This window comes from Streptococcus sp. 23.2, assembly GCF_016648665.1.
In the GTDB taxonomy this organism is placed as follows: domain Bacteria; phylum Bacillota; class Bacilli; order Lactobacillales; family Streptococcaceae; genus Streptococcus; species Streptococcus salivarius_E.
On the sequence record NZ_JACLQJ010000005.1, the window covers coordinates 22,690 to 40,630 of the forward strand.

The 17,941-nt window shown below is 39.6% G+C and carries 19 protein-coding genes; 1 reads left to right on the forward strand and 18 read right to left on the reverse strand.

Annotated elements, in window-relative coordinates; all coding sequences use genetic code 11:
* Positions 1-85: 85 nt before the first annotated feature.
* The 10 genes from queF to H7T98_RS04105 form a co-directional block, all read right to left on the reverse strand.
* Positions 86-577 carry a preQ(1) synthase gene (gene queF / locus H7T98_RS04060; protein WP_003097375.1) on the reverse strand — a complete coding sequence of 164 codons (492 nt, stop codon included), beginning with the start codon at positions 575-577 and terminating at the stop codon, positions 86-88.
* A gap of 122 nt (positions 578-699) precedes the next feature.
* Positions 700-1,416 (reverse strand): 7-carboxy-7-deazaguanine synthase QueE, encoded by a 717-nt coding sequence (gene queE, locus H7T98_RS04065; RefSeq protein ID WP_004182409.1) that lies wholly within the window; start codon positions 1,414-1,416, stop codon positions 700-702.
* Positions 1,409-1,852 carry a 6-carboxytetrahydropterin synthase QueD gene (gene queD / locus H7T98_RS04070; RefSeq protein WP_045768642.1) on the reverse strand — a complete coding sequence of 148 codons (444 nt, stop codon included), beginning with the start codon at positions 1,850-1,852 and terminating at the stop codon, positions 1,409-1,411. The genes queE and queD overlap by 8 nt, the downstream gene beginning before the upstream one ends.
* The gene (gene queC, locus H7T98_RS04075) at positions 1,852-2,505 is read right to left on the reverse strand and encodes a 7-cyano-7-deazaguanine synthase QueC (RefSeq protein ID WP_004182407.1); all 654 of its coding nucleotides are present in this window, start codon (positions 2,503-2,505) and stop codon (positions 1,852-1,854) included. Before queC ends, queD begins: the two co-directional genes overlap by 1 nt.
* Positions 2,506-2,679: 174 nt before the next feature.
* Positions 2,680-3,060: a RidA family protein gene (locus H7T98_RS04080; RefSeq protein ID WP_002891112.1), complete on the reverse strand. Its 381-nt coding sequence runs from the start codon at positions 3,058-3,060 to the stop codon at positions 2,680-2,682.
* Positions 3,061-3,168: 108 nt separating this feature from the next.
* Positions 3,169-3,576, reverse strand: a complete 408-nt coding sequence (locus H7T98_RS04085) for a hypothetical protein (RefSeq protein WP_049546067.1) — start codon at positions 3,574-3,576, stop codon at positions 3,169-3,171.
* A 26-nt stretch (positions 3,577-3,602) separates the two neighbouring features.
* The gene (gene asnS / locus H7T98_RS04090; RefSeq protein WP_201061340.1) at positions 3,603-4,949 is read right to left on the reverse strand and encodes an asparagine--tRNA ligase; all 1,347 of its coding nucleotides are present in this window, start codon (positions 4,947-4,949) and stop codon (positions 3,603-3,605) included.
* A 36-nt stretch (positions 4,950-4,985) separates the two neighbouring features.
* Complete coding sequence (locus tag H7T98_RS04095; protein ID WP_045768641.1) at positions 4,986-6,167, reverse strand: pyridoxal phosphate-dependent aminotransferase; 1,182 nt, start codon at positions 6,165-6,167, stop codon at positions 4,986-4,988.
* A gap of 4 nt (positions 6,168-6,171) precedes the next feature.
* Positions 6,172-6,654: a DUF5590 domain-containing protein gene (locus H7T98_RS04100; protein WP_201061341.1), complete on the reverse strand. Its 483-nt coding sequence runs from the start codon at positions 6,652-6,654 to the stop codon at positions 6,172-6,174.
* 157 nt (positions 6,655-6,811) lie between these two features.
* On the reverse strand, positions 6,812-9,298 hold the full coding sequence (locus H7T98_RS04105; RefSeq protein WP_045768639.1) for a bifunctional DnaQ family exonuclease/ATP-dependent helicase: 2,487 nt from the start codon (positions 9,296-9,298) through the stop codon (positions 6,812-6,814).
* A 95-nt stretch (positions 9,299-9,393) separates the two neighbouring features.
* On the opposite strand from H7T98_RS04105, the gene H7T98_RS04110 reads away from it, so the two are divergent.
* Positions 9,394-10,029 carry an MBL fold metallo-hydrolase gene (locus H7T98_RS04110; protein WP_045768638.1) on the forward strand — a complete coding sequence of 212 codons (636 nt, stop codon included), beginning with the start codon at positions 9,394-9,396 and terminating at the stop codon, positions 10,027-10,029.
* Between the two features lie 107 nt (positions 10,030-10,136).
* Here H7T98_RS04110 and H7T98_RS04115 read toward each other — a convergent pair whose 3' ends face one another.
* The 8 genes from H7T98_RS04115 to H7T98_RS04150 form a co-directional block, all read right to left on the reverse strand.
* Positions 10,137-11,093 carry an ABC transporter permease gene (locus H7T98_RS04115; RefSeq protein WP_004182401.1) on the reverse strand — a complete coding sequence of 319 codons (957 nt, stop codon included), beginning with the start codon at positions 11,091-11,093 and terminating at the stop codon, positions 10,137-10,139.
* 1 nt (position 11,094) lies between these two features.
* The gene (locus H7T98_RS04120) at positions 11,095-12,162 is read right to left on the reverse strand and encodes an ABC transporter permease (protein ID WP_045768637.1); all 1,068 of its coding nucleotides are present in this window, start codon (positions 12,160-12,162) and stop codon (positions 11,095-11,097) included.
* On the reverse strand, positions 12,155-13,693 hold the full coding sequence (locus H7T98_RS04125; protein ID WP_201061343.1) for an ABC transporter ATP-binding protein: 1,539 nt from the start codon (positions 13,691-13,693) through the stop codon (positions 12,155-12,157). Before H7T98_RS04125 ends, H7T98_RS04120 begins: the two co-directional genes overlap by 8 nt.
* A 115-nt stretch (positions 13,694-13,808) precedes the next feature.
* Positions 13,809-14,873 carry a BMP family lipoprotein gene (locus tag H7T98_RS04130; RefSeq protein WP_277619197.1) on the reverse strand — a complete coding sequence of 355 codons (1,065 nt, stop codon included), beginning with the start codon at positions 14,871-14,873 and terminating at the stop codon, positions 13,809-13,811.
* Positions 14,874-14,940: 67 nt separating this feature from the next.
* Positions 14,941-15,339, reverse strand: coding sequence for a cytidine deaminase (locus tag H7T98_RS04135; protein WP_179969445.1), 399 nt, complete (start codon positions 15,337-15,339; stop codon positions 14,941-14,943).
* Positions 15,326-15,988, reverse strand: coding sequence for a deoxyribose-phosphate aldolase (gene deoC / locus H7T98_RS04140; protein WP_021144037.1), 663 nt, complete (start codon positions 15,986-15,988; stop codon positions 15,326-15,328). Before deoC ends, H7T98_RS04135 begins: the two co-directional genes overlap by 14 nt.
* A gap of 33 nt (positions 15,989-16,021) precedes the next feature.
* Positions 16,022-17,299, reverse strand: a complete 1,278-nt coding sequence (locus H7T98_RS04145) for a pyrimidine-nucleoside phosphorylase (protein ID WP_059749185.1) — start codon at positions 17,297-17,299, stop codon at positions 16,022-16,024.
* Positions 17,296-17,886, reverse strand: a complete 591-nt coding sequence (locus H7T98_RS04150) for a class I SAM-dependent methyltransferase (RefSeq protein ID WP_014633038.1) — start codon at positions 17,884-17,886, stop codon at positions 17,296-17,298. The genes H7T98_RS04145 and H7T98_RS04150 overlap by 4 nt, the downstream gene beginning before the upstream one ends.
* Positions 17,887-17,941 lie beyond the last annotated feature (55 nt).

The window sequence follows — 17,941 nt, forward strand, 5'->3', positions numbered from 1 at the left end:
TCATCAGGTTTCTTTTACGCCCTAAAGACAGGTGTTTAACCAAGAAAAAAAGCCCATTATTTGCATAAGGACTTTTAGCATGATATTAACGATTATCAATATTTTCTGGGTAAAGATCGTGATTAAAGAGACGTTGCTCTGCCATCTTTTCATACTTAGTTTCTGGACGACCGTAATTATAATAAGGGTCAATCGAGATACCACCGCGAGGTGTAAATTTACCCCAAACTTCCAAGTAACGAGGGTTCAAAAGCTCCACCAAATCTTTACCAATGGTATTAATACAGTTTTCATGGAAGTCTCCGTGATTACGGTAACTAAATAGGTAAAGCTTTAGAGATTTAGACTCAACGCAAAGCTGGTCTGGAATATAAGAAATATAAATACTGGCAAAATCAGGTTGCCCAGTAATAGGACAAAGTGACGTAAATTCTGGACAGTTGAATTTGATAAAGTAATCATTATCAGTATGACGATTATCAAAAGACTCCAAGACTTGTGGAGAGTATTCAAAAATATAAGGTGTCTCCTTATTACCAAGGAGAGTGAGGTTTTTCATTTCTTCTTGTTGTGACATTTTTCTTCCTTTGCTGTTAATTTTTATAGACCTTTATGTGGTCAATTTTTAATCTAAATTTCTAATGTTAATCATTAAAAAAGTAAAAATACTATCAATTCTAAGCTTATAGAATGTGAAGATTAGACACCGCGCTCATTATCATAGAGTAGAGTATGAAGCTGAGGGAGAACACGCACATTGCCCCACGAGTCGTCAGCGGCTACTGTCTCCCAAAGCTCTTTGAGGCGATCTAATTGATGTTGGACAATATTACCTTCTGCTTTCGGTTCAGGATTACCAGCCGAAAGAAACATGACATCTGGCTGATAACGTTCTTGAATCATTTTAGCAAAGGCTAAATCATCATCGTCGAAAACAGGAACCTTAAAGGTAACTTTATCAGGATCAAGTTGTGAAACAATAAAGTCAAGGGTTTCCATATTGACTTCCATCTTGGATGATGGTGGTTTAGGACTTAAGGTTACTTGATCAATATCCTTTAACCACTCCTGCCAGCGAGAACCCTGTGTCTCAACGGCCAAAGTTACTCCTCTAGCCTTGAGTTTTGAAACGAGTTCAGCCATATTTGCCGCTAAAAGAGCTGGGTTCCCTCCAGAAAGAGTGACATAGTCGTAAGTTCCTAGCGCATCCAAAGCTTCAATAACTTCATCAGCTGTCATACGTGTTGGCTTCTCTGACCCATCCCAAGTAAAGGCAGAATCACACCAATCACAATGGTAATCACATCCTGCTGTCCTTACAAACATGGTCTTTTGCCCGATAGCTCGGCCTTCCCCTTGAAAGGTCGGTCCAAAAATTTCAAGTACTGGCAGTTTGAGTACACGTTCTCTAGTCATCCAACCACTCCCGTCTAAACTCTGCGAAGGCTGTTGGTGTTTCATAAAGACGCACATATTCCAAACGAAGTCCTCTCTCCTCTGGCAAATGTTGACTCGTCGTCTGGAAAATCCAGAAAACCATATTTTCCGCAGTTGTATTCATATAAGGCAATGTCTCATTGAGATAACGGTGATCTAAGTGAGGTTCCAAATGGTCCTTATAAATGCGCTTAAGGTCACCAAAATCATAGGTCATGCCACGCTCATCCAAGTAGCCACTTACTGCAATCTGAAGATGGTAGGTATGACCATGAAGTGATTTACATTTACCTTCATAATTAAAGAGATGGTGGGCAGCATCAAAAGTAAACTCTTTAGAAACCATTGTACGGTGAGGATTGTAAACCAAGGACTCACCTGTTTCTTTTTTGATTTCTTTCGGTGCAAAGAACATTAAGCTTCTCCTCTTTCTGCTAGATATTTTTCAAGACCTTTTTGACGTAAGTGGCAGGCAGGGCATTCCCCGCAACCAGTTCCAATAATACCGTTATAGCAAGTTAGTGTTTTTTCACGAACATAGTCAAAAGCTCCTAGTTGGTCAGCCAAAGCCCAAGTCTCAGCCTTATCCAACCACATGAGTGGGGTTTGGATAACAAAATCATAGGCCATGGCTAGATTAAGTGTGACATTAAGCGATTTGACAAATACATCACGACAGTCTGGATAACCAGAAAAGTCTGTCTCACAAACACCCGTAACAATATCAGTAATACCACGTTGCTTAGCTAGAACAGCTGCAAAAGAAAGGAAGAGATGGTTACGCCCGTCCACAAAGGTATTAGGAACTTCACCTTCTTCTGCCTCAATCTCAATATCAGATGTTAAAGCATTTTCAGTAATTTGACCAAGCAAAGACATGTCCAAAACATGGTGTTTAAGCCCTTGTTCTTGCGCAATCTCTTTAGCTACTTCAATTTCCAAGCTATGACGTTGTCCATAAGCAAAAGTAACTAATTCAACTGTTTCATAATGTTTTAGAGCCCAAAATAGGCAAGTAGTAGAATCTTGACCGCCACTAAAGACGACCAAAGCTGATTGACGTTTCATAATATTCCTCTTTATTCGTGATGTCTGAGACACATAAAAAGGCCCCTTGGGGGAGCCAAAAAAACGCCAGTAATGGTTTTTTTTAGCGATGGTGTCTCCCAAACATCGAAAATGATTTATCTTTAATAGTCTATCATAGTTGAGAAAAAAAGAAAAGAGCCAAGGCTCTCTTCATTAATCAATCTCAGCGATAACTTCGATTTCAATTTTAACATCTTTTGGCAAACGTGCCACTTCTACCGCAGAACGTGCAGGGAAATCAGATGTAAAGGCAGTTGCATACACTTCGTTAAATGGAACGAAATCGTTAATGTCACTTAGGAAGCAAGTTGTTTTAACAACGTGATCAAAGTCTGTACCTGCTTCTGCCAAAATAGCACCAACATTTTTAAGCACTTGTTCTGTTTGTTCTTGAATTGTTTCACCAATGATTTCACCTGTTTCTGGTGACAATGGCACTTGACCAGAAGCAAACAAAAGATTGCCTACGATTTTACCTTGAACATAAGGTCCGATTGCTGCTGGTGCTTTATCAGTATGAATAGTTTTTGCCATGATAGTTCTCCTTTGACTAATATGTTGCTATTATAACAAAATATTCTGAAAATTGAAACATATAATTCCAAAAAGAAAAGAATCAGCGCTAGGCTAATCCTTCTCCTACTATTTCAGATACTTTTTGACATAGCTATAGTAGTCTGGTTTTTCTTTTTTATTAAGTGCAAAGAGCATTTGACCCTTAATGGGTTCTTTCTCATCATTTGGTTGTAGAAAAAGAGCAACCTCTTTGGATTGAGTTGGGAAAAATACCGTATAAGACGTTTCTTTTCCCTGATCTTTTACTTTTAGCGAATAATAGGTAAAGTCATCCTTAGACTTGGGACCATCCACTGTATAGTTATAATCCTGCTCACCAATCTTGACCTTATCTTTCTTGAAGACAATCGTATAATCCTTCTTTAAGGCATCTTGTGCCTGCCATTCACCCTCTAGTGAGGGAGTAGTCTTGCTACAAGCTACCATCGAAACCATACAAAGTAAGGTCAAAAGACCAAGTAACCATCTTTTCATACTTTTGCACTCCTAAAGAATTTTACTTATGGTTTGATACGGTGCAACATACGTGGGAATGGAATAGCTTCACGGATGTGTTTTGTTCCAGCTACGAAAGTAACCATACGTTCAATACCGATACCAAAACCACCGTGTGGTACTGAACCATATTTACGAAGGTCAAGGTAGAATTCGTATTCTGAACGGTCCATTCCGAGTTCATCCATTTTAGCTACAAGAGCATCGTAGTCATCTTCACGCATTGAACCACCGATGATTTCACCATAACCTTCTGGAGCCAAAAGGTCTGCACAAAGAACGCGCTCAGGATTACCAGAAACTGGCTTCATGTAGAAGGCCTTAAAGCTTGCTGGATAATTAACAACGAATGTTGGAACACCAAAATAGTTAGAAATCCAAGTTTCGTGTGGAGAACCAAAGTCATCTCCATGTTCGAGGTGCTCGTAGTCTGTATCTTCATCATTTTCATGTGCTTGAAGAAGGTCGATAGCTTCATCATATGACACGCGCTTGAATGGCTCAGCAATGTATTTCTTAAGAAGATCTACATCACGTTCAAGGATTTCAAGAGCTTGTGGCGCTCGATCAATAACACCTTGAATAAGAGCCTTAACATAAGCTTCTTGCAAATCAAGTGACTCATCATGTGACAAGAATGAATACTCAGCATCCATCATCCAGAACTCAGTCAAGTGACGACGTGTTTTTGATTTTTCGGCACGGAAAACAGGACCAAAGTCAAATACACGACCAAGAGCCATGGCACCAGCTTCAAGGTAAAGCTGACCAGATTGGCTTAGGTAAGCAGGTGTACCAAAGTAATCCGTTTCAAACAATTCCGTTGAATCTTCAGCTGCATTTCCTGACAAAATTGGACTATCAAATTTGATGAAACCATTTTTATCAAAGAATTCGTAAGTTGCGTAAATAATCGCATTACGAATTTGTTGGACAGCCATTTGTTTACGTGAACGCAACCAAAGGTGACGATTATCCATCAAGAAGTCAGTTCCGTGTTCTTTTGGTGTGATTGGGTAATCATGTGATTCACCGATGACTTCTACTGCTGTCACATCCAACTCGTAACCAAATTTTGAACGTTCGTCTTCTTTAACCACACCAGTCACATAAACTGATGTTTCTTGGCTAAGGCGTTTAACAGTATCAAATTTTTCAGTACCTTCTTCTTCACCGTATTTTTCGATGAAGTTAGGTTTGAAAGCTACCGCTTGGAAGAAGGCAGTTCCATCACGCAATTGAAGAAAGGCTAATTTTCCTTTACCTGATTTGTTAGCTACCCATGCACCGATAGTGATTTCTTCGCCCACGTATTTAGGCACATCAATAATTGAAACTAATTGTTTAGACATGTAATTACTTCTCTTTTCTTTTGATCTATATTAATTCTATTTTTCCATAAAGGCTTTGATTCGGCGGACTGCTTCTTTCAAAGTATCCAAGTCTGTTGCATAGCTAAGACGAATATTTTCAGGTGCGCCGAATCCTGCACCTGTTACCAAAGCGACTTCAGCCTCTTCAAGAATAGCGTTTGTAAAATCATTAACATTTGTGTAGCCTTTAATTTCCATCGCTTTTTTAACATTTGGGAAGAGGTAAAAGGCACCTTGAGGTTTGATGACTTCAAAGCCAGGCACTTCAGCTAGGAGTGGATAAATCGTATTCAAACGTTCCTCAAAAGCTTGACGCATTTCTTCGATCGAAGACTGATCACCTGTTAAGGCTTCAATCGCAGCATATTGAGAAACTGCTGTAAGATTTGATGTCGTTTGACTGATAATCTTAGCCATACCTGAAATAATTTCTGGATCTCCGACAGCAAAACCAACACGCCAACCTGTCATAGCATAAGTCTTTGAAACACCATTAATCACAATTGTTTGCTTACGAATGGCATCTGAAAGACTAGAAATTGGAGTAAAGGTGTTGCCATTATAGACCAAACGGCCATAGATATCATCTGCTAAAATCAAGATATCGTGCTCAACCGCCCAGTCACCAATTGCTTGCAATTCTTCCTTACTATAAATCATTCCTGTTGGATTTGATGGAGAATTAAGCAAGACAACTTTAGTTTTTTCAGTACGAGCCGCTTCAAGTTGTTCAACCGTTGCTTTAAATTGATTAGCTTCAGTCGTTTGGAAAGTGACCGGAACACCTTCAACCATTTTAACTTGGTCTACGTAAGAAACCCAGCAAGGTGTTGGAATAATGACTTCATCACCAGGATTGATGACCGTAGCAAAGAAAGCATATAAGATAAACTTCGCACCAGTGCCGACAACAACCTCATTTGGTTTTACAGCATAACCATAGAAATTTTCCATGTAAGTGCTAATCGCATCCTTAAGTTCTGGAAGTCCAGAAGCCACGGTATAAAAACTTGCTTTACCATTTGCAATAGAGGCAATGGCAGCATCTTGAATGTTCTTAGGTGTCACAAAATCTGGTTCACCAAGTGTCAAACTCAAGATATCACGCCCTTGAGCTTTAAGAGCTTTAGCACGCGCACTGGCAGCTAAAGTAACACTTTCTTCCATTTGTAATACACGATTTGATAATTTTGTCATTTCATTATAGTCCTTCCACTTTAATAACCTGACCTGAGATAAAATCAACCAGATAATACTGGGTTCCTGACTTCACTTCCCAAATAGGAGTTTTGCCATATTTTCCTAGGTGGACATAGGATATATCCTTAGCACCATAGGCCTTAGCAGCTTTCTTGGCCACTGACTTACTTATACCATCAGATTGCTTGTAGATATCAACCTCACCTGAATCATGACTCACGATAACGGCCAGTTTCTCACCTTGACCAGACTTTCCAAGAAGTCCGTAATAGGTAGCCTCACCATGGTAGATATCAAATTCAGTAACAGTCTTAATATCTGCTTTGCTCTCTGCTATGGCAATAACCTTCTTTTCAGCGTCTACATAAGGCTTAGTCGCTACAATAAGAATAGCAGTCAAAGAGGCAATTAAGGTCACAACGATTACAATTATTCCAAAAATGAACTGTTGCTTTTTGGTCCAGGGTGAACGTTGTTTACTCATAATGCCTCCTAAAAAAGTTTCTGAATTTATTATATCAGAAAATGATAAATCTTTACATAGCAATATAGCTAGTATTGAGCAATTAAGTCTATCTTTTTTATAAGTCAGTAAAATTTATAAAACCTGAGTAATCATAGAAAAGGTTGGTTTGAAAAAGTTAACTTTCTTTTTTTAAGAAATCCTGAATATCCTCTTTGACTTCCTCGAACTTAGCGGGCTTAAGCGCAACTTCTTGTGTCACTTCTTTTAGAAATAGTTTTCCATAACTCTTAACGAGCGGGCGATTATCCATAAGAAGAATAGCCGAGCGCTGTTCTGGACGTCTTTGAGCACGTCCAATAGCTTGTTTAAAACGTAAAACCGTCATGGGAAGACTGTAACTATCAAAGGTGCTCTTTCCTTGCTTAGAAAACCAAGATTCAATCTTTTGATAGAATGGATCCTTAGGATTGTCAAACGGCAGACGTGAAATAACCTCAATTACCCTATCTTGTTGGGCAAAGTCCACACCTTCCCAGAACGACCCCATACCCAGAAGGAGATTGGTCTCACCTCTATCAAAACGTTTTTTGACATTAAAAGCAGTCCCATTTTTCTCTTGAGTTAGGTGACGAACTTCCCTATGATCCAATAAATCTGAAACAGCCATCATACTCTTTCGAGATGTAAATAGTACTAAAATTGGGTATTCCATTTCAGATAGCTTCTGGAGACGCTTTGCAAGAGCAACTTCATACTCTTCCTCAGAAGCAATACCAATCATAGGCATGCTTTGATCAATCCAAATAGCTTGATTGGGTAAAGTGTCCATTGGGAGGCTAACCTTACGTACCTGATCTAAGCCCAACAAATCAGCCACATCTACATCAGGTCCCACATCAATAGTTGCTGAAACAATTATCACTTTTTGGGCACTTGGTAGATAAGCAGAAAGCTCTAAGAGCTCTTGGCGTGATGCCTTTAAATAAGTCACACGATGTTCCTGATAATAATCTGTTTCAAGCCAGAAATGGCTGTAAAGCGGTGTCTTCAGTGGAGACAACATCTCCATCAAATCACTTTCACCTTCCAGTTCAGAAATGGTTTGTAGCAAACGATCTAATTGCTGGCGATTATACTGCTTCTGAGGAAATTGTTGATGTTCTTGGATTAGATGGCTAACTTCAAACTGCAGATTTTCGAGCAAGCGTTGTTGAAGCAAGCTTTGACTACCACTATCAAGAATTCGATGAATATGTTGCAACAGGACAGTAAGATTGACTTGATGACGTGAAAATTGTTCCAAAGCCAGAACCATCTTTTGCCCCTCATCAATCACAAGAGTCTTTCCTCGGACAAAATCATGATCATCTTCCATACGCGTCAACAGGTAAGCATGATTAGTAACAACTACCCTTGCTTCTTGGGCTTTTTGATAGGACTGTTGCCAAAAATCATATTCAGCAAAAAGACTGTCAGCTTTTAACTTACCATCGTGCTTAATCTCATCGAAATAAGCCATATAGCGCTGTTTCTGTCTGATTTCGTCAAGATCTCCTGTCTCTGTTTCAGTCAACCACACCAAAAGTTGCATTTTGTAACGATTAATCAAACGGTTACTATCCTGACGAAGTAAGGTTTGGTAGAAGGCATCTAACTTGATATAATTCTGAGGTCCTTTGAGACTATGAAAGTTAATATTAAAGACATCCGATAATGCTTTAGCTTCCTGATTCATAATCTGATTTTGAAGGAGCTTGGTAGGAACAGCCACCACCACTTTATCTACATCAGATTGCGCCAACAAGGGAAGCAAGTAGCCATAGGTTTTCCCAATTCCAGTCTGCGCCTGAATCATTGAAATATCAGTATTATCAAGCTCCCTTCTAACTGCCTCTGCAAACTCTTTTTGTTTAGGCCGTGATTCCAAATCTAAGAGAGCAATATTGGTATCAAAATCTTGAGATAGTTTTCGTTCAGACTTATAAGTCAAAGGTCTACGAAGAACAATTCCAGATTCTTCAAGCATGACATATTCTTTTGAAAGGCCTAAATTTTGACCTCTTATAGCATCACGAATAACCAACTCAGTCTCAAAAAGAAGATTATCTGAAAAGGTCAAAAGCATCTCAATGGTCTGTCTAGGTAAGCTGGTAATCTTATCCATCAAATGAAACAAAAGCTGTCCGGTCGCTCTCGCATCTTCAATAGCGGTATGGGCCTGAGCTAGGTCAAGATTAAGAACCTTGGATAAATGAGATAGCTTATATTGTTCTAACGTCGGATAAAAGACCTGAGCCAATTCGACAGTATCAACACGAGGAGTCCTTAGTTCGAAGCCCTCCATGAAAAGAGCCTCTGCAAGCAAATTGGCATCAAATTTAACATTATGGGCAACAAAAATACAGTCCTCAATCAGTTCAAAAATGGTTCTAGCAATTTCTGAGAAATCTGGGGCTTGAGCCAACTGCTGATCGGTAATCCCTGTTAAATGAATAATGTGATCATCGAGTTCTTGGTGTGGGTTGACATCACTCGCAAATTCGTCAATCACCTGACCATTTTGCATGATGACAATTCCCACCTGTATAATACTAGCCGTTGACGAAGCGGAGGTTGCTTCCAAGTCAACAATGGCATATTTATTCGTGTTTTTTTCACTCATAGTGACCTTATTATAGCATATCCAAAGCACCAAAAAAAGACAAAGCCATCATTCTGATATTGGAAAAAGCCTTAAATTCGTGCTACACTAGAGCTATGAAAATAAGACGAATTTTAAATCCTGTTGCTCAGGAAAATACCTATATTTTAGAAAACGATACAGCCTGCCTAGTCATTGATCCAGGAAGTGATACTTCTAGTATCTTAGCTGAATTAAAAGCAATCGACAAACCAGTTGCTGCTATCCTTTTGACACATACACACTACGACCATATTATGAGTGTTGAGGCAGTCCGTCAGGCATACAATCATCCTCCTGTTTACGTTGCCGAAGCTGAAAAAGACTGGTTGCTGAATCCTATTGATAATTTATCTGGACTTCCACGTCATGACGATATGGAAGACGTTATTGTCAATCCGGCAGAATACTACTTCGATTTCACTCAGGACTATAACATCGAGGATTTCCAGTTTAAAGTTGTTCCAACCCCAGGACACTCTATTGGAGGTGTTTCTTTTATCTTTGATAAAGAGGAAACTGTATTTTCTGGTGATGCCCTCTTTAAAGAAACAATTGGACGCTGGGACCTTCCAACAGGGAACCACGAACAATTACTCACTAGTATTAAAGAACAACTCTTTACACTTCCTAACCACTACAGAGTCTTCCCAGGTCATGGATGGGACACCACTATTGGTCATGAGAAGGTCTTTAACCCACATTTTTCATAAAAAAACAAAAGCTTGTCGACACCTACTTTAGTAAGCACTGACAAGCTTTTTTTCTCGAATAAAAAAGAAGGCCGATAGACCTTCTTATCTGAAACACTGTAGTGTGTTTATTTAGATTTGATGTAGTTAACACCATCTGCTTTAGGTGCAACGGCTTTACCGAAGAAAGCAGCCAAGACAATAATAGTCAAGATATATGGTGCAATTTGCAAATACACATTTGGTACATGTGAAATGAGTGGGAGCTGTTTTCCAATGATTGCTAATGATTGTGACAATCCAAAGAACAAACTTGAAAGCATAGCCCCGATTGGACTCCAACGACCAAAAATCATAGCAGCCAAGGCGATGAAACCAGGACCTGCAATTGTTGTAACAGCAAAGTTGTTTGAGATTGATTGTGCATAAACTGCACCACCAACACCACCAAGGAAACCTGAAATCATAACGCCATAGTAACGCATACGGTAGACGTTAATCCCAAGTGTATCGGCTGCCTGTGGGTGTTCACCAACTGAACGAAGTCGCAAACCAAAGCGTGTCTTGAAGATAAGCCACCATGATGCTACTGAAACCAAGATGGCAACATATGCTACCAAAGAAACATTAGTGAAGAAAACTTTACCCAAGAATGGAATATGATCCAAGATTGGGAATGATACAGTCTTAAAGTTATGACTGATAGCAGGTGTTTGACCAGCACCATAGATAACACGTGTCAAGAATACTGCCAAAGATGGTGCGATAAGGTTCAAAACTGTACCAGAGACAACATGGTCAGCACGGAAGTTAATTGTCGCAACCGCATGGAGCAATGAATAGAGAACACCAATCAGACCTGCTACAATCGCAGCAATCCAAGGTGTCGCATTTCCAAAACTTTCTGCAAAAGTCAAGTTAAAGAGAACACCTGCGAAAGCACCAATTACCATAATTCCTTCAAGGCCGACATTTACGATACCGCCTCGTTCAGAGAAAGTTCCACCGATACTTGTAAAAATCAATGGTGCTGAGTATTTCAACATAGAGGCAACGATCAAGGCTATAATTGTAATAAAGTCCATATTAGTTTTGTCCTCCTTTAGCTTTCACTGATTTATGACGAGGGCGAACCCAATATCTAATGATGTAGTTAGCACCAACAAAGAAGATAATCAAGGCTGAAACAACATCAATGATTTCAGGTGGCACGCCAATCATACCACTCTTACCAATAGACAAGACACCATAAAGGAGGGCGGCAAATGGAATACCGATAGGTGAGTTAGACGCTAAAAGCGCAACCGCCATACCGTTCCAACCGATAGCCAATGAAGCGTTTTGAACGAAGACATTTTGGAATGTACCAAGTCCTTCTACTGTTCCTCCAAGACCACATAGAGCACCTGAGATAATCATTGACATGATAATAACACGTTTAGATGACATCCCTGCATACTCTGATGCATGAGGATTAAGACCTACAGATGTAATTTCAAAACCAGTTGTTGTTTTCTTAAGCAAGAACCAAACTAAGAAGGCAGCAGCAAGAGCAAGGAAGAAACCAATATTGAAACGCGAACCACCAGTTATTTGAGATAAGAACTCTGTTTGATAACTAGCTGAGGCTACAACCTTGTTAGATGCTTCTGAAGAACGCAACATATCAGCTGTAAACCCAAAGCGAATAATATTGTTTGCCACATACAAAATGATGTAGTTCATCATGATGGTTACAATGACCTCACTTGTTCCCAAGTAAGCACGGAGAATACCTGGAATAGCCCCAGCGATACCACCTGCAACCAAACCAATAATGACTGTACAGATAACTGAAACCACCTTTGGCAAATCAGGGAATGACAAGGCAAACCATACAGCAGAAACCCATCCTGCCAAGGCCTGTCCTGGCAAACCAACGTTAAAGAAACCTGCCTTAGATGCAACAGCGAATCCAAGTGCAATCAGAATCAGCGGACTCATGGCACGAAGAATTTCACCAATATTTTTCAATGAACCAAAGGCCGTTGTGAAGAGATCGTAGTAAGCCCAGAATGGATCGTAACCGAAGATTAACATCAAAACGGCTCCAATCAACATTCCCAAGAGGACAGCAATTAAAGGAACTGCCCAATTTTGTAATTTTTTAGACATTTGCTTCCTCCTTATTCAATTGTCCACCAGCCATAAGAATACCAAGATCTTGCTTATTCGTTTCAGCAGGATCTAGAATTCCCTGAATTGCGCCATCATAGATAACTGCAATTCTGTCTGACATATCAAGAATTTCATCCAATTCAAAGCTGACAACAATAACAGCCTTACCTTTATCACGTTCAGCGATAATACGTTTACGGATGTACTCAATAGCACCAACGTCAAGACCACGAGTTGGTTGACTTACAATAAGAAGTTCTGGGTCACGGTCAATCTCACGAGCGATAACAGCTTTTTGTTGGTTACCACCTGACAAGTCACCACCAGCAATTAACTCTCCTGCACCACGAACATCAAATTCTTTCATCAATTCACGCGCTTTCGCATTGATGACACTATAGTTCAAGATACCATTCTTAGAATTTGGTTCTTTGTAGTAGGTTTGAAGAGCGATATTTTCAGCAACTGTCATTTCAAGGACCATACCATCACGGTGACGATCTTCAGGAATATGACCAACACTCATTTCAGTAATCTGACGCGTTGTCTTATGAATAATCGATTCACCCTTGATGGTAATATCACCTGACTTAACTTTACGAAGTCCTGTAATCGCTTGGACAAGTTCTGTCTGACCATTGCCATCGATACCGGCAATACCGATGATTTCACCAGCACGAACATCCAATGACAGGTTTTTAACAGCAGGAACTCCACGGTTCTCGTTAACCACCAAATCTTTAATAGAAAGAACAACTTCTTTTGGATTTGAAGGAATTTTATCTGTTTTGAAGGAAACCTGATGGCCAACCATCATTTCAGCCAAGTCAGCATTTGTTGACCCTTCAATCGTTACCGTATCAATTGATTTACCACGTCTAATGACAGTGACACGGTCAGAAACTGCTCGAATTTCATCCAACTTATGGGTAATCAGAATAATCGACTTGCCTTCCTTAACCAAGGTCTTCATAATGTTTAGAAGTTCAGTAATTTCAGACGGAGTCAATACCGCAGTCGGCTCATCGAAAATCAAAATATCAGCCCCACGATACAAAGTCTTAAGGATTTCAACACGCTGTTGAGCACCAACAGAGATATCTGCAACTTTGGCAGTTGGATCTACCGCAAGACCGTATCTTTCAGAGAGTTCAGTAATTTCCTTGATAGCCTTCTTCATATCAAGGACACCACCAGCTTTAGTTACCTCACTACCCAGGATGATATTTTCAGCAACTGTAAAAGCTTCAACCAACATAAAGTGTTGGTGAACCATCCCAATCCCCAGTTTCGTTGCTTTAGATGGTGAATCAATCGTCACCTCTTGTTCTTTAACCTTAATGGTACCGCTCGTAGGTTGCAAAAGACCTGAAAGCATATTCATTAAAGTTGACTTACCTGCACCATTTTCACCGAGGAGGGCATGGATCTCTCCTTGTCTCACATCAAGATTGATATGGTCATTTGCCACGAATTCACCAAATTTTTTGGTAATATCGTGCATCTCAATGACATTTGGCTTCGTCATACAATCTCCTTCCAAGAATAATTTTTATTTCAGCAAAGGGGATCATTAACTGCTTCCCTTTGCTGAGACAAAAATTTGTCTCAGTCTAAGTTCTATAAAGACTTATACTTAACTATTATTTGCTAAGACCATCAGTTGGTTTCAATTCACCATTCTTGATTTGTTCTTTAGCTTTTTCTACTGCATCTTTGATATCTGAAGGAAGATTAGACGTTACAATGTCAACACCACCGTCTTTGATACCGTAAGTCTTAGTTTTACCACCTTCGAATTTATCGCCTTTGACTTGTCCGTTAGCAATATCTTTAACAACTGTACCAACTTGTTTAATTGTTGAAGTCAAAACAAAGTTAGATTTTTTCTTGTCTGAAGATGTATAATTACCTTCTGCTGTTTGGTCACGGTCAACACCGATTACCCATACTTTCTTATCGCTTTCAGCATCAAGTTTTTCGTTAACTTCTTTAGCAGCTGTGAAGACACCAGTACCAGTACCGCCAGCAGCTTGGTAGATTACGTCAACGCCTGAAGCATACATTGTTGAAGCGATTGTTGTCCCTTTAGCTGCATCAGAGAATGATTCAGCATATTGAACTTGTACATCGATGTCAGGTTTTACTGACTTAGCACCAGCTGTGAAACCAGCTTCAAAACGTGTAATTGTGTCTGATGTTTGACCACCGATGAAACCAACTTTATTTGTTTTTGATTGCATAGCTGCTGCGATACCTGCAAGGTAAGCACCTTCATTATCGGCAAACAAAACGCTTTCAACGTTCTTTTGGTCTTTAATAACATCGTCAATAATTACATAGTTCACATCTTCGTGTTCTTTAGCTGCATCTGCTACTGCATCATGAAGAGCAAAACCAACACCAAAGATGAGGTTGTAGCCTTGACTTTGTGCTGAAGACAAGTTTGTTGCAAAGTCAGACTCTGAACCAGATTGGAAGTAATTGTAGCCAGAATCTTTTTCAAGTTTGTTAGCTTTACCCCAAGCTTGAAGACCTTCCCATGCTGATTGGTTAAATGATTTATCATCAACACCACCAGTATCTGTAACGATAGCAGCTTTAACTTTTGAATCAGCTGATGATCCACCGCGTCCGCCACGTGCACATGCTGCAAGACCAAGTGCTGCTACAGCAACAAGGCCAAGTCCGATAATTTTCTTGTTCAATTTCATCTTGAACACTCCTCCTATAACTTGCAAGAAAACTTGCTTAATAAAGAATAAAACAACTAGACTATTGTAAGTCCGTAAAAGAGTATGGTAACAACTCTCCGACTGTCATCTCGACTGTCGAGTTATCTTCAGCGATAAGAATCACTTTAGAATCAGATTTTAAAAATTCAACCATTACTTGGCGACAAGCACCACATGGTGAGATGGGATCTTTGGTATCTCCGTAGACTGCAAGACATTCAAAATCTCTGTACCCTTCGGATACCGCCTTAAAAATGGCCGTTCTTTCTGCACAATTGGTCAATCCAAAAGAGGCATTTTCTATATTGCAGCCTTGAAAGATTTCTCCATTTTTTGTAATCAAAGCCGCACCAACTCTAAACTTAGAGTAGGGAACATAGGCATTTTCTGCTGCCAATCGAGCTGCTTCTATCACTTTCTCTTTGTTAGTAACTGTCATGGCTTTCTTGACCTTTCATAATGGCCACTCCTGACGAAGTACCAATACGGGTTGCACCAGCTTTGATAAAGGCTTTAGCCGCCTCAAGTGTACGTGCTCCACCAGATGCCTTGACTCCCATAATAGGACCAACAGCTTCTCGCATAAGTTCAATATCTTCAATGGTAGCACCACCAGTAGAAAACCCTGTAGATGTCTTCACAAAATCTGCACCTGCCAGTTTTGCTAATTGGCAAGCTTCGACCTTTTCTTCATCAGTCAATAGACAAGTTTCAATAATAACCTTCACAAGTTTTCTTCCACTAGCTTCAACAACAGCTTTAATATCGTCTTCAACTAATTTAAGATTTCTAGATTTAAGAGCACCGATATTGATTACCATATCAATTTCATCCGCCCCATTGGCAATAGCATCCTTGGCTTCAAAAGCCTTAACTGCAGAAGTCGATGCTCCCAAAGGAAAACCGATAACCGTACAAACTTTAACAGAACTATCTTTTAGCAATTCAGCTGCCGTTTTGACCCAAGTTGGATTAACACAGACGCTGGCAAACTCATACTTCTTAGCCTCATCAATTAAGGAAAGAATCTGTTCTTTATTAGCATCAGCTTTTAGTAAGGTATGGTCAATATAGCTATTAACATACATAAACAAACTCCTTGATTAGAATTAAATTAAGGGTTAGCGAATTATCTTTAATATTTCTGTCGTTTCTTTACATTCACTACCCATAATAACATTTTTTTCGAATTCAGTCAGCATTTTTTCAGATAAAATTTCTTGGCTATAGACCTTGGCAATAAGGTCTCCCTGAGTCACAGAATCGCCAACTTTCTTTTCAAATACAATTCCTGTTTCATAATTAAGACTATCTGACTTCGTAGCTCGACCTGCTCCTAATTGCATAGCAAATTTTCCAAATGCCATTGCAGGTAACTCTTTAATGTAACCTGTTTCATGAGCATGAATATCTGTCACGACAGGAGCACTGCTATGACGATAAAGATCAGTCAAATCACCACCTTGAGCTTGAATGAGTTCTTCAAACTTAGCAAGGGCTTTTCCACCCACTAAGTGCTGACGAATCTCTTCCTGACTAGCTTCAACCTGAGCCAAATCTAATAGAATCTCAGCCAACTCACAGATAAAGTCAGTGATATCTTCACGTCCCTTACCTTGCATAATTTCAATAGCCTCTGTGATTTCTAAACGGTTACCAATAGCCTTACCTAGTGGCTGGCTCATATCTGTAATAACTGCAATCGTTTCACGATTGACCTCATGACCTAGTGCAACCATGGTTTCAGACAACTTCTCAGCGTCAGACATATTTTTCATAAAAGCGCCTTGACCAACAGTAACATCCAGTAAAATCTTATCAGCGCCTGCTGCAATCTTTTTGGACATAACAGAGCTTGCGATTAGAGGAATGGAATCTACTGTTGCAGTGACATCACGCAAGGCATAAAGAAGTTTATCAGCCTTAACCAAATGCTCAGACTGACCAATAAGGGAAATCCCAATGTCTTTAACTTGCTGAATGAATTCTTCCTTACTACGCTCAACCTGATAGCCTTTGATAGACTCTAATTTGTCAATCGTTCCACCTGTGTGTCCGAGACCACGACCACTCATCTTAGCCACTGGAACACCAAAGCTAGCTACAAGCGGCATCAGAATGATGGTTACCTTATCACCAACGCCTCCGGTCGAATGTTTATCTACCTTAACACCTGGAATTTCTGACAAATCATATTGTTCACCTGAAGCAACCATATCAGTGGTCAAATCATGGATTTCACGAATAGACATACCTTGATAATAAATCGCCATCGCCAAAGCAGCTATCTGATAGTCTGGTATTTCCCCAGACACATAGCCATTAATGAGATATGAAATTTCCTCTGTGCTTAACTCGCCACCATCTCTTTTCTTTTCAATTAAATCAACTGTTCTCATAATTTCTCACTTCTAAGGATATAATATCCTTTAGCCTTTTTAACGACTTCAGCATTACCAAACACATCCTCCATCTTAGCCTTAGCTGACGGAGCACCTTGTTTTTTCTGAATAACAATAGTTAGGTTACCACCTTGATTGAGATAATCATATGCCTCCTCGATAACTTGATGAACCACTTTCTTGCCCGCACGGATAGGTGGATTAGAAATAATATAGTCAAAACTTCCAGTGACATTTTCATAGATATTTGATTGGAAGATAGTAGCTTCAACCTTATTTCGTTGAGCATTTTGTCTAGCTAAATCAATCGCCCTACTATTGATGTCAATCATAGTGACTTTAACTCCTTGGACCTTGGCTAAACTGATACCGAGAGGACCATAGCCACAACCCACATCTAAAAGCGTTTTGCCAGCTTCCAAATCTAATGCACTCAAAAGCACTTGACTCCCAAAATCAATCATTTTTTTAGAGAAAACCCCAGCATCTGTATAAAACTGAAAACTTTCTCCTAATAAGTTTACCTTTAAATCGTGAATATCGTGAGCCGCATCTGGCGTCTCAGCATAATACATTTTTGACATTGTTTTTTCCTTCTAGATAGTACTTTTTCTCTATCGTATCATAAATAGAAAAGTA

Excerpts from the sequence above, each read along its gene's own strand:
- queF (WP_003097375.1), bottom strand. The coding sequence starts at position 577 with ATGTCACAACAAGAAGAAATGAAAAACCTCACTCTCCTTGGTAATAAG.
- queE (WP_004182409.1), bottom strand. The coding sequence starts at position 1,416 with ATGACTAGAGAACGTGTACTCAAACTGCCAGTACTTGAAATTTTTGGA.
- queD (WP_045768642.1), bottom strand. The coding sequence starts at position 1,852 with ATGTTCTTTGCACCGAAAGAAATCAAAAAAGAAACAGGTGAGTCCTTG.
- queC (WP_004182407.1), bottom strand. The coding sequence starts at position 2,505 with ATGAAACGTCAATCAGCTTTGGTCGTCTTTAGTGGCGGTCAAGATTCT.
- H7T98_RS04080 (WP_002891112.1), bottom strand. The coding sequence starts at position 3,060 with ATGGCAAAAACTATTCATACTGATAAAGCACCAGCAGCAATCGGACCT.
- H7T98_RS04085 (WP_049546067.1), bottom strand. The coding sequence starts at position 3,576 with ATGAAAAGATGGTTACTTGGTCTTTTGACCTTACTTTGTATGGTTTCG.
- asnS (WP_201061340.1), bottom strand. The coding sequence starts at position 4,949 with ATGTCTAAACAATTAGTTTCAATTATTGATGTGCCTAAATACGTGGGC.
- H7T98_RS04095 (WP_045768641.1), bottom strand. The coding sequence starts at position 6,167 with ATGACAAAATTATCAAATCGTGTATTACAAATGGAAGAAAGTGTTACT.
- H7T98_RS04100 (WP_201061341.1), bottom strand. The coding sequence starts at position 6,654 with ATGAGTAAACAACGTTCACCCTGGACCAAAAAGCAACAGTTCATTTTT.
- H7T98_RS04105 (WP_045768639.1), bottom strand. The coding sequence starts at position 9,298 with ATGAGTGAAAAAAACACGAATAAATATGCCATTGTTGACTTGGAAGCA.
- H7T98_RS04110 (WP_045768638.1), top strand. The coding sequence starts at position 9,394 with ATGAAAATAAGACGAATTTTAAATCCTGTTGCTCAGGAAAATACCTAT.
- H7T98_RS04115 (WP_004182401.1), bottom strand. The coding sequence starts at position 11,093 with ATGGACTTTATTACAATTATAGCCTTGATCGTTGCCTCTATGTTGAAA.
- H7T98_RS04120 (WP_045768637.1), bottom strand. The coding sequence starts at position 12,162 with ATGTCTAAAAAATTACAAAATTGGGCAGTTCCTTTAATTGCTGTCCTC.
- H7T98_RS04125 (WP_201061343.1), bottom strand. The coding sequence starts at position 13,693 with ATGACGAAGCCAAATGTCATTGAGATGCACGATATTACCAAAAAATTT.
- H7T98_RS04135 (WP_179969445.1), bottom strand. The coding sequence starts at position 15,339 with ATGACAGTTACTAACAAAGAGAAAGTGATAGAAGCAGCTCGATTGGCA.
- deoC (WP_021144037.1), bottom strand. The coding sequence starts at position 15,988 with ATGTATGTTAATAGCTATATTGACCATACCTTACTAAAAGCTGATGCT.
- H7T98_RS04145 (WP_059749185.1), bottom strand. The coding sequence starts at position 17,299 with ATGAGAACAGTTGATTTAATTGAAAAGAAAAGAGATGGTGGCGAGTTA.
- H7T98_RS04150 (WP_014633038.1), bottom strand. The coding sequence starts at position 17,886 with ATGTCAAAAATGTATTATGCTGAGACGCCAGATGCGGCTCACGATATT.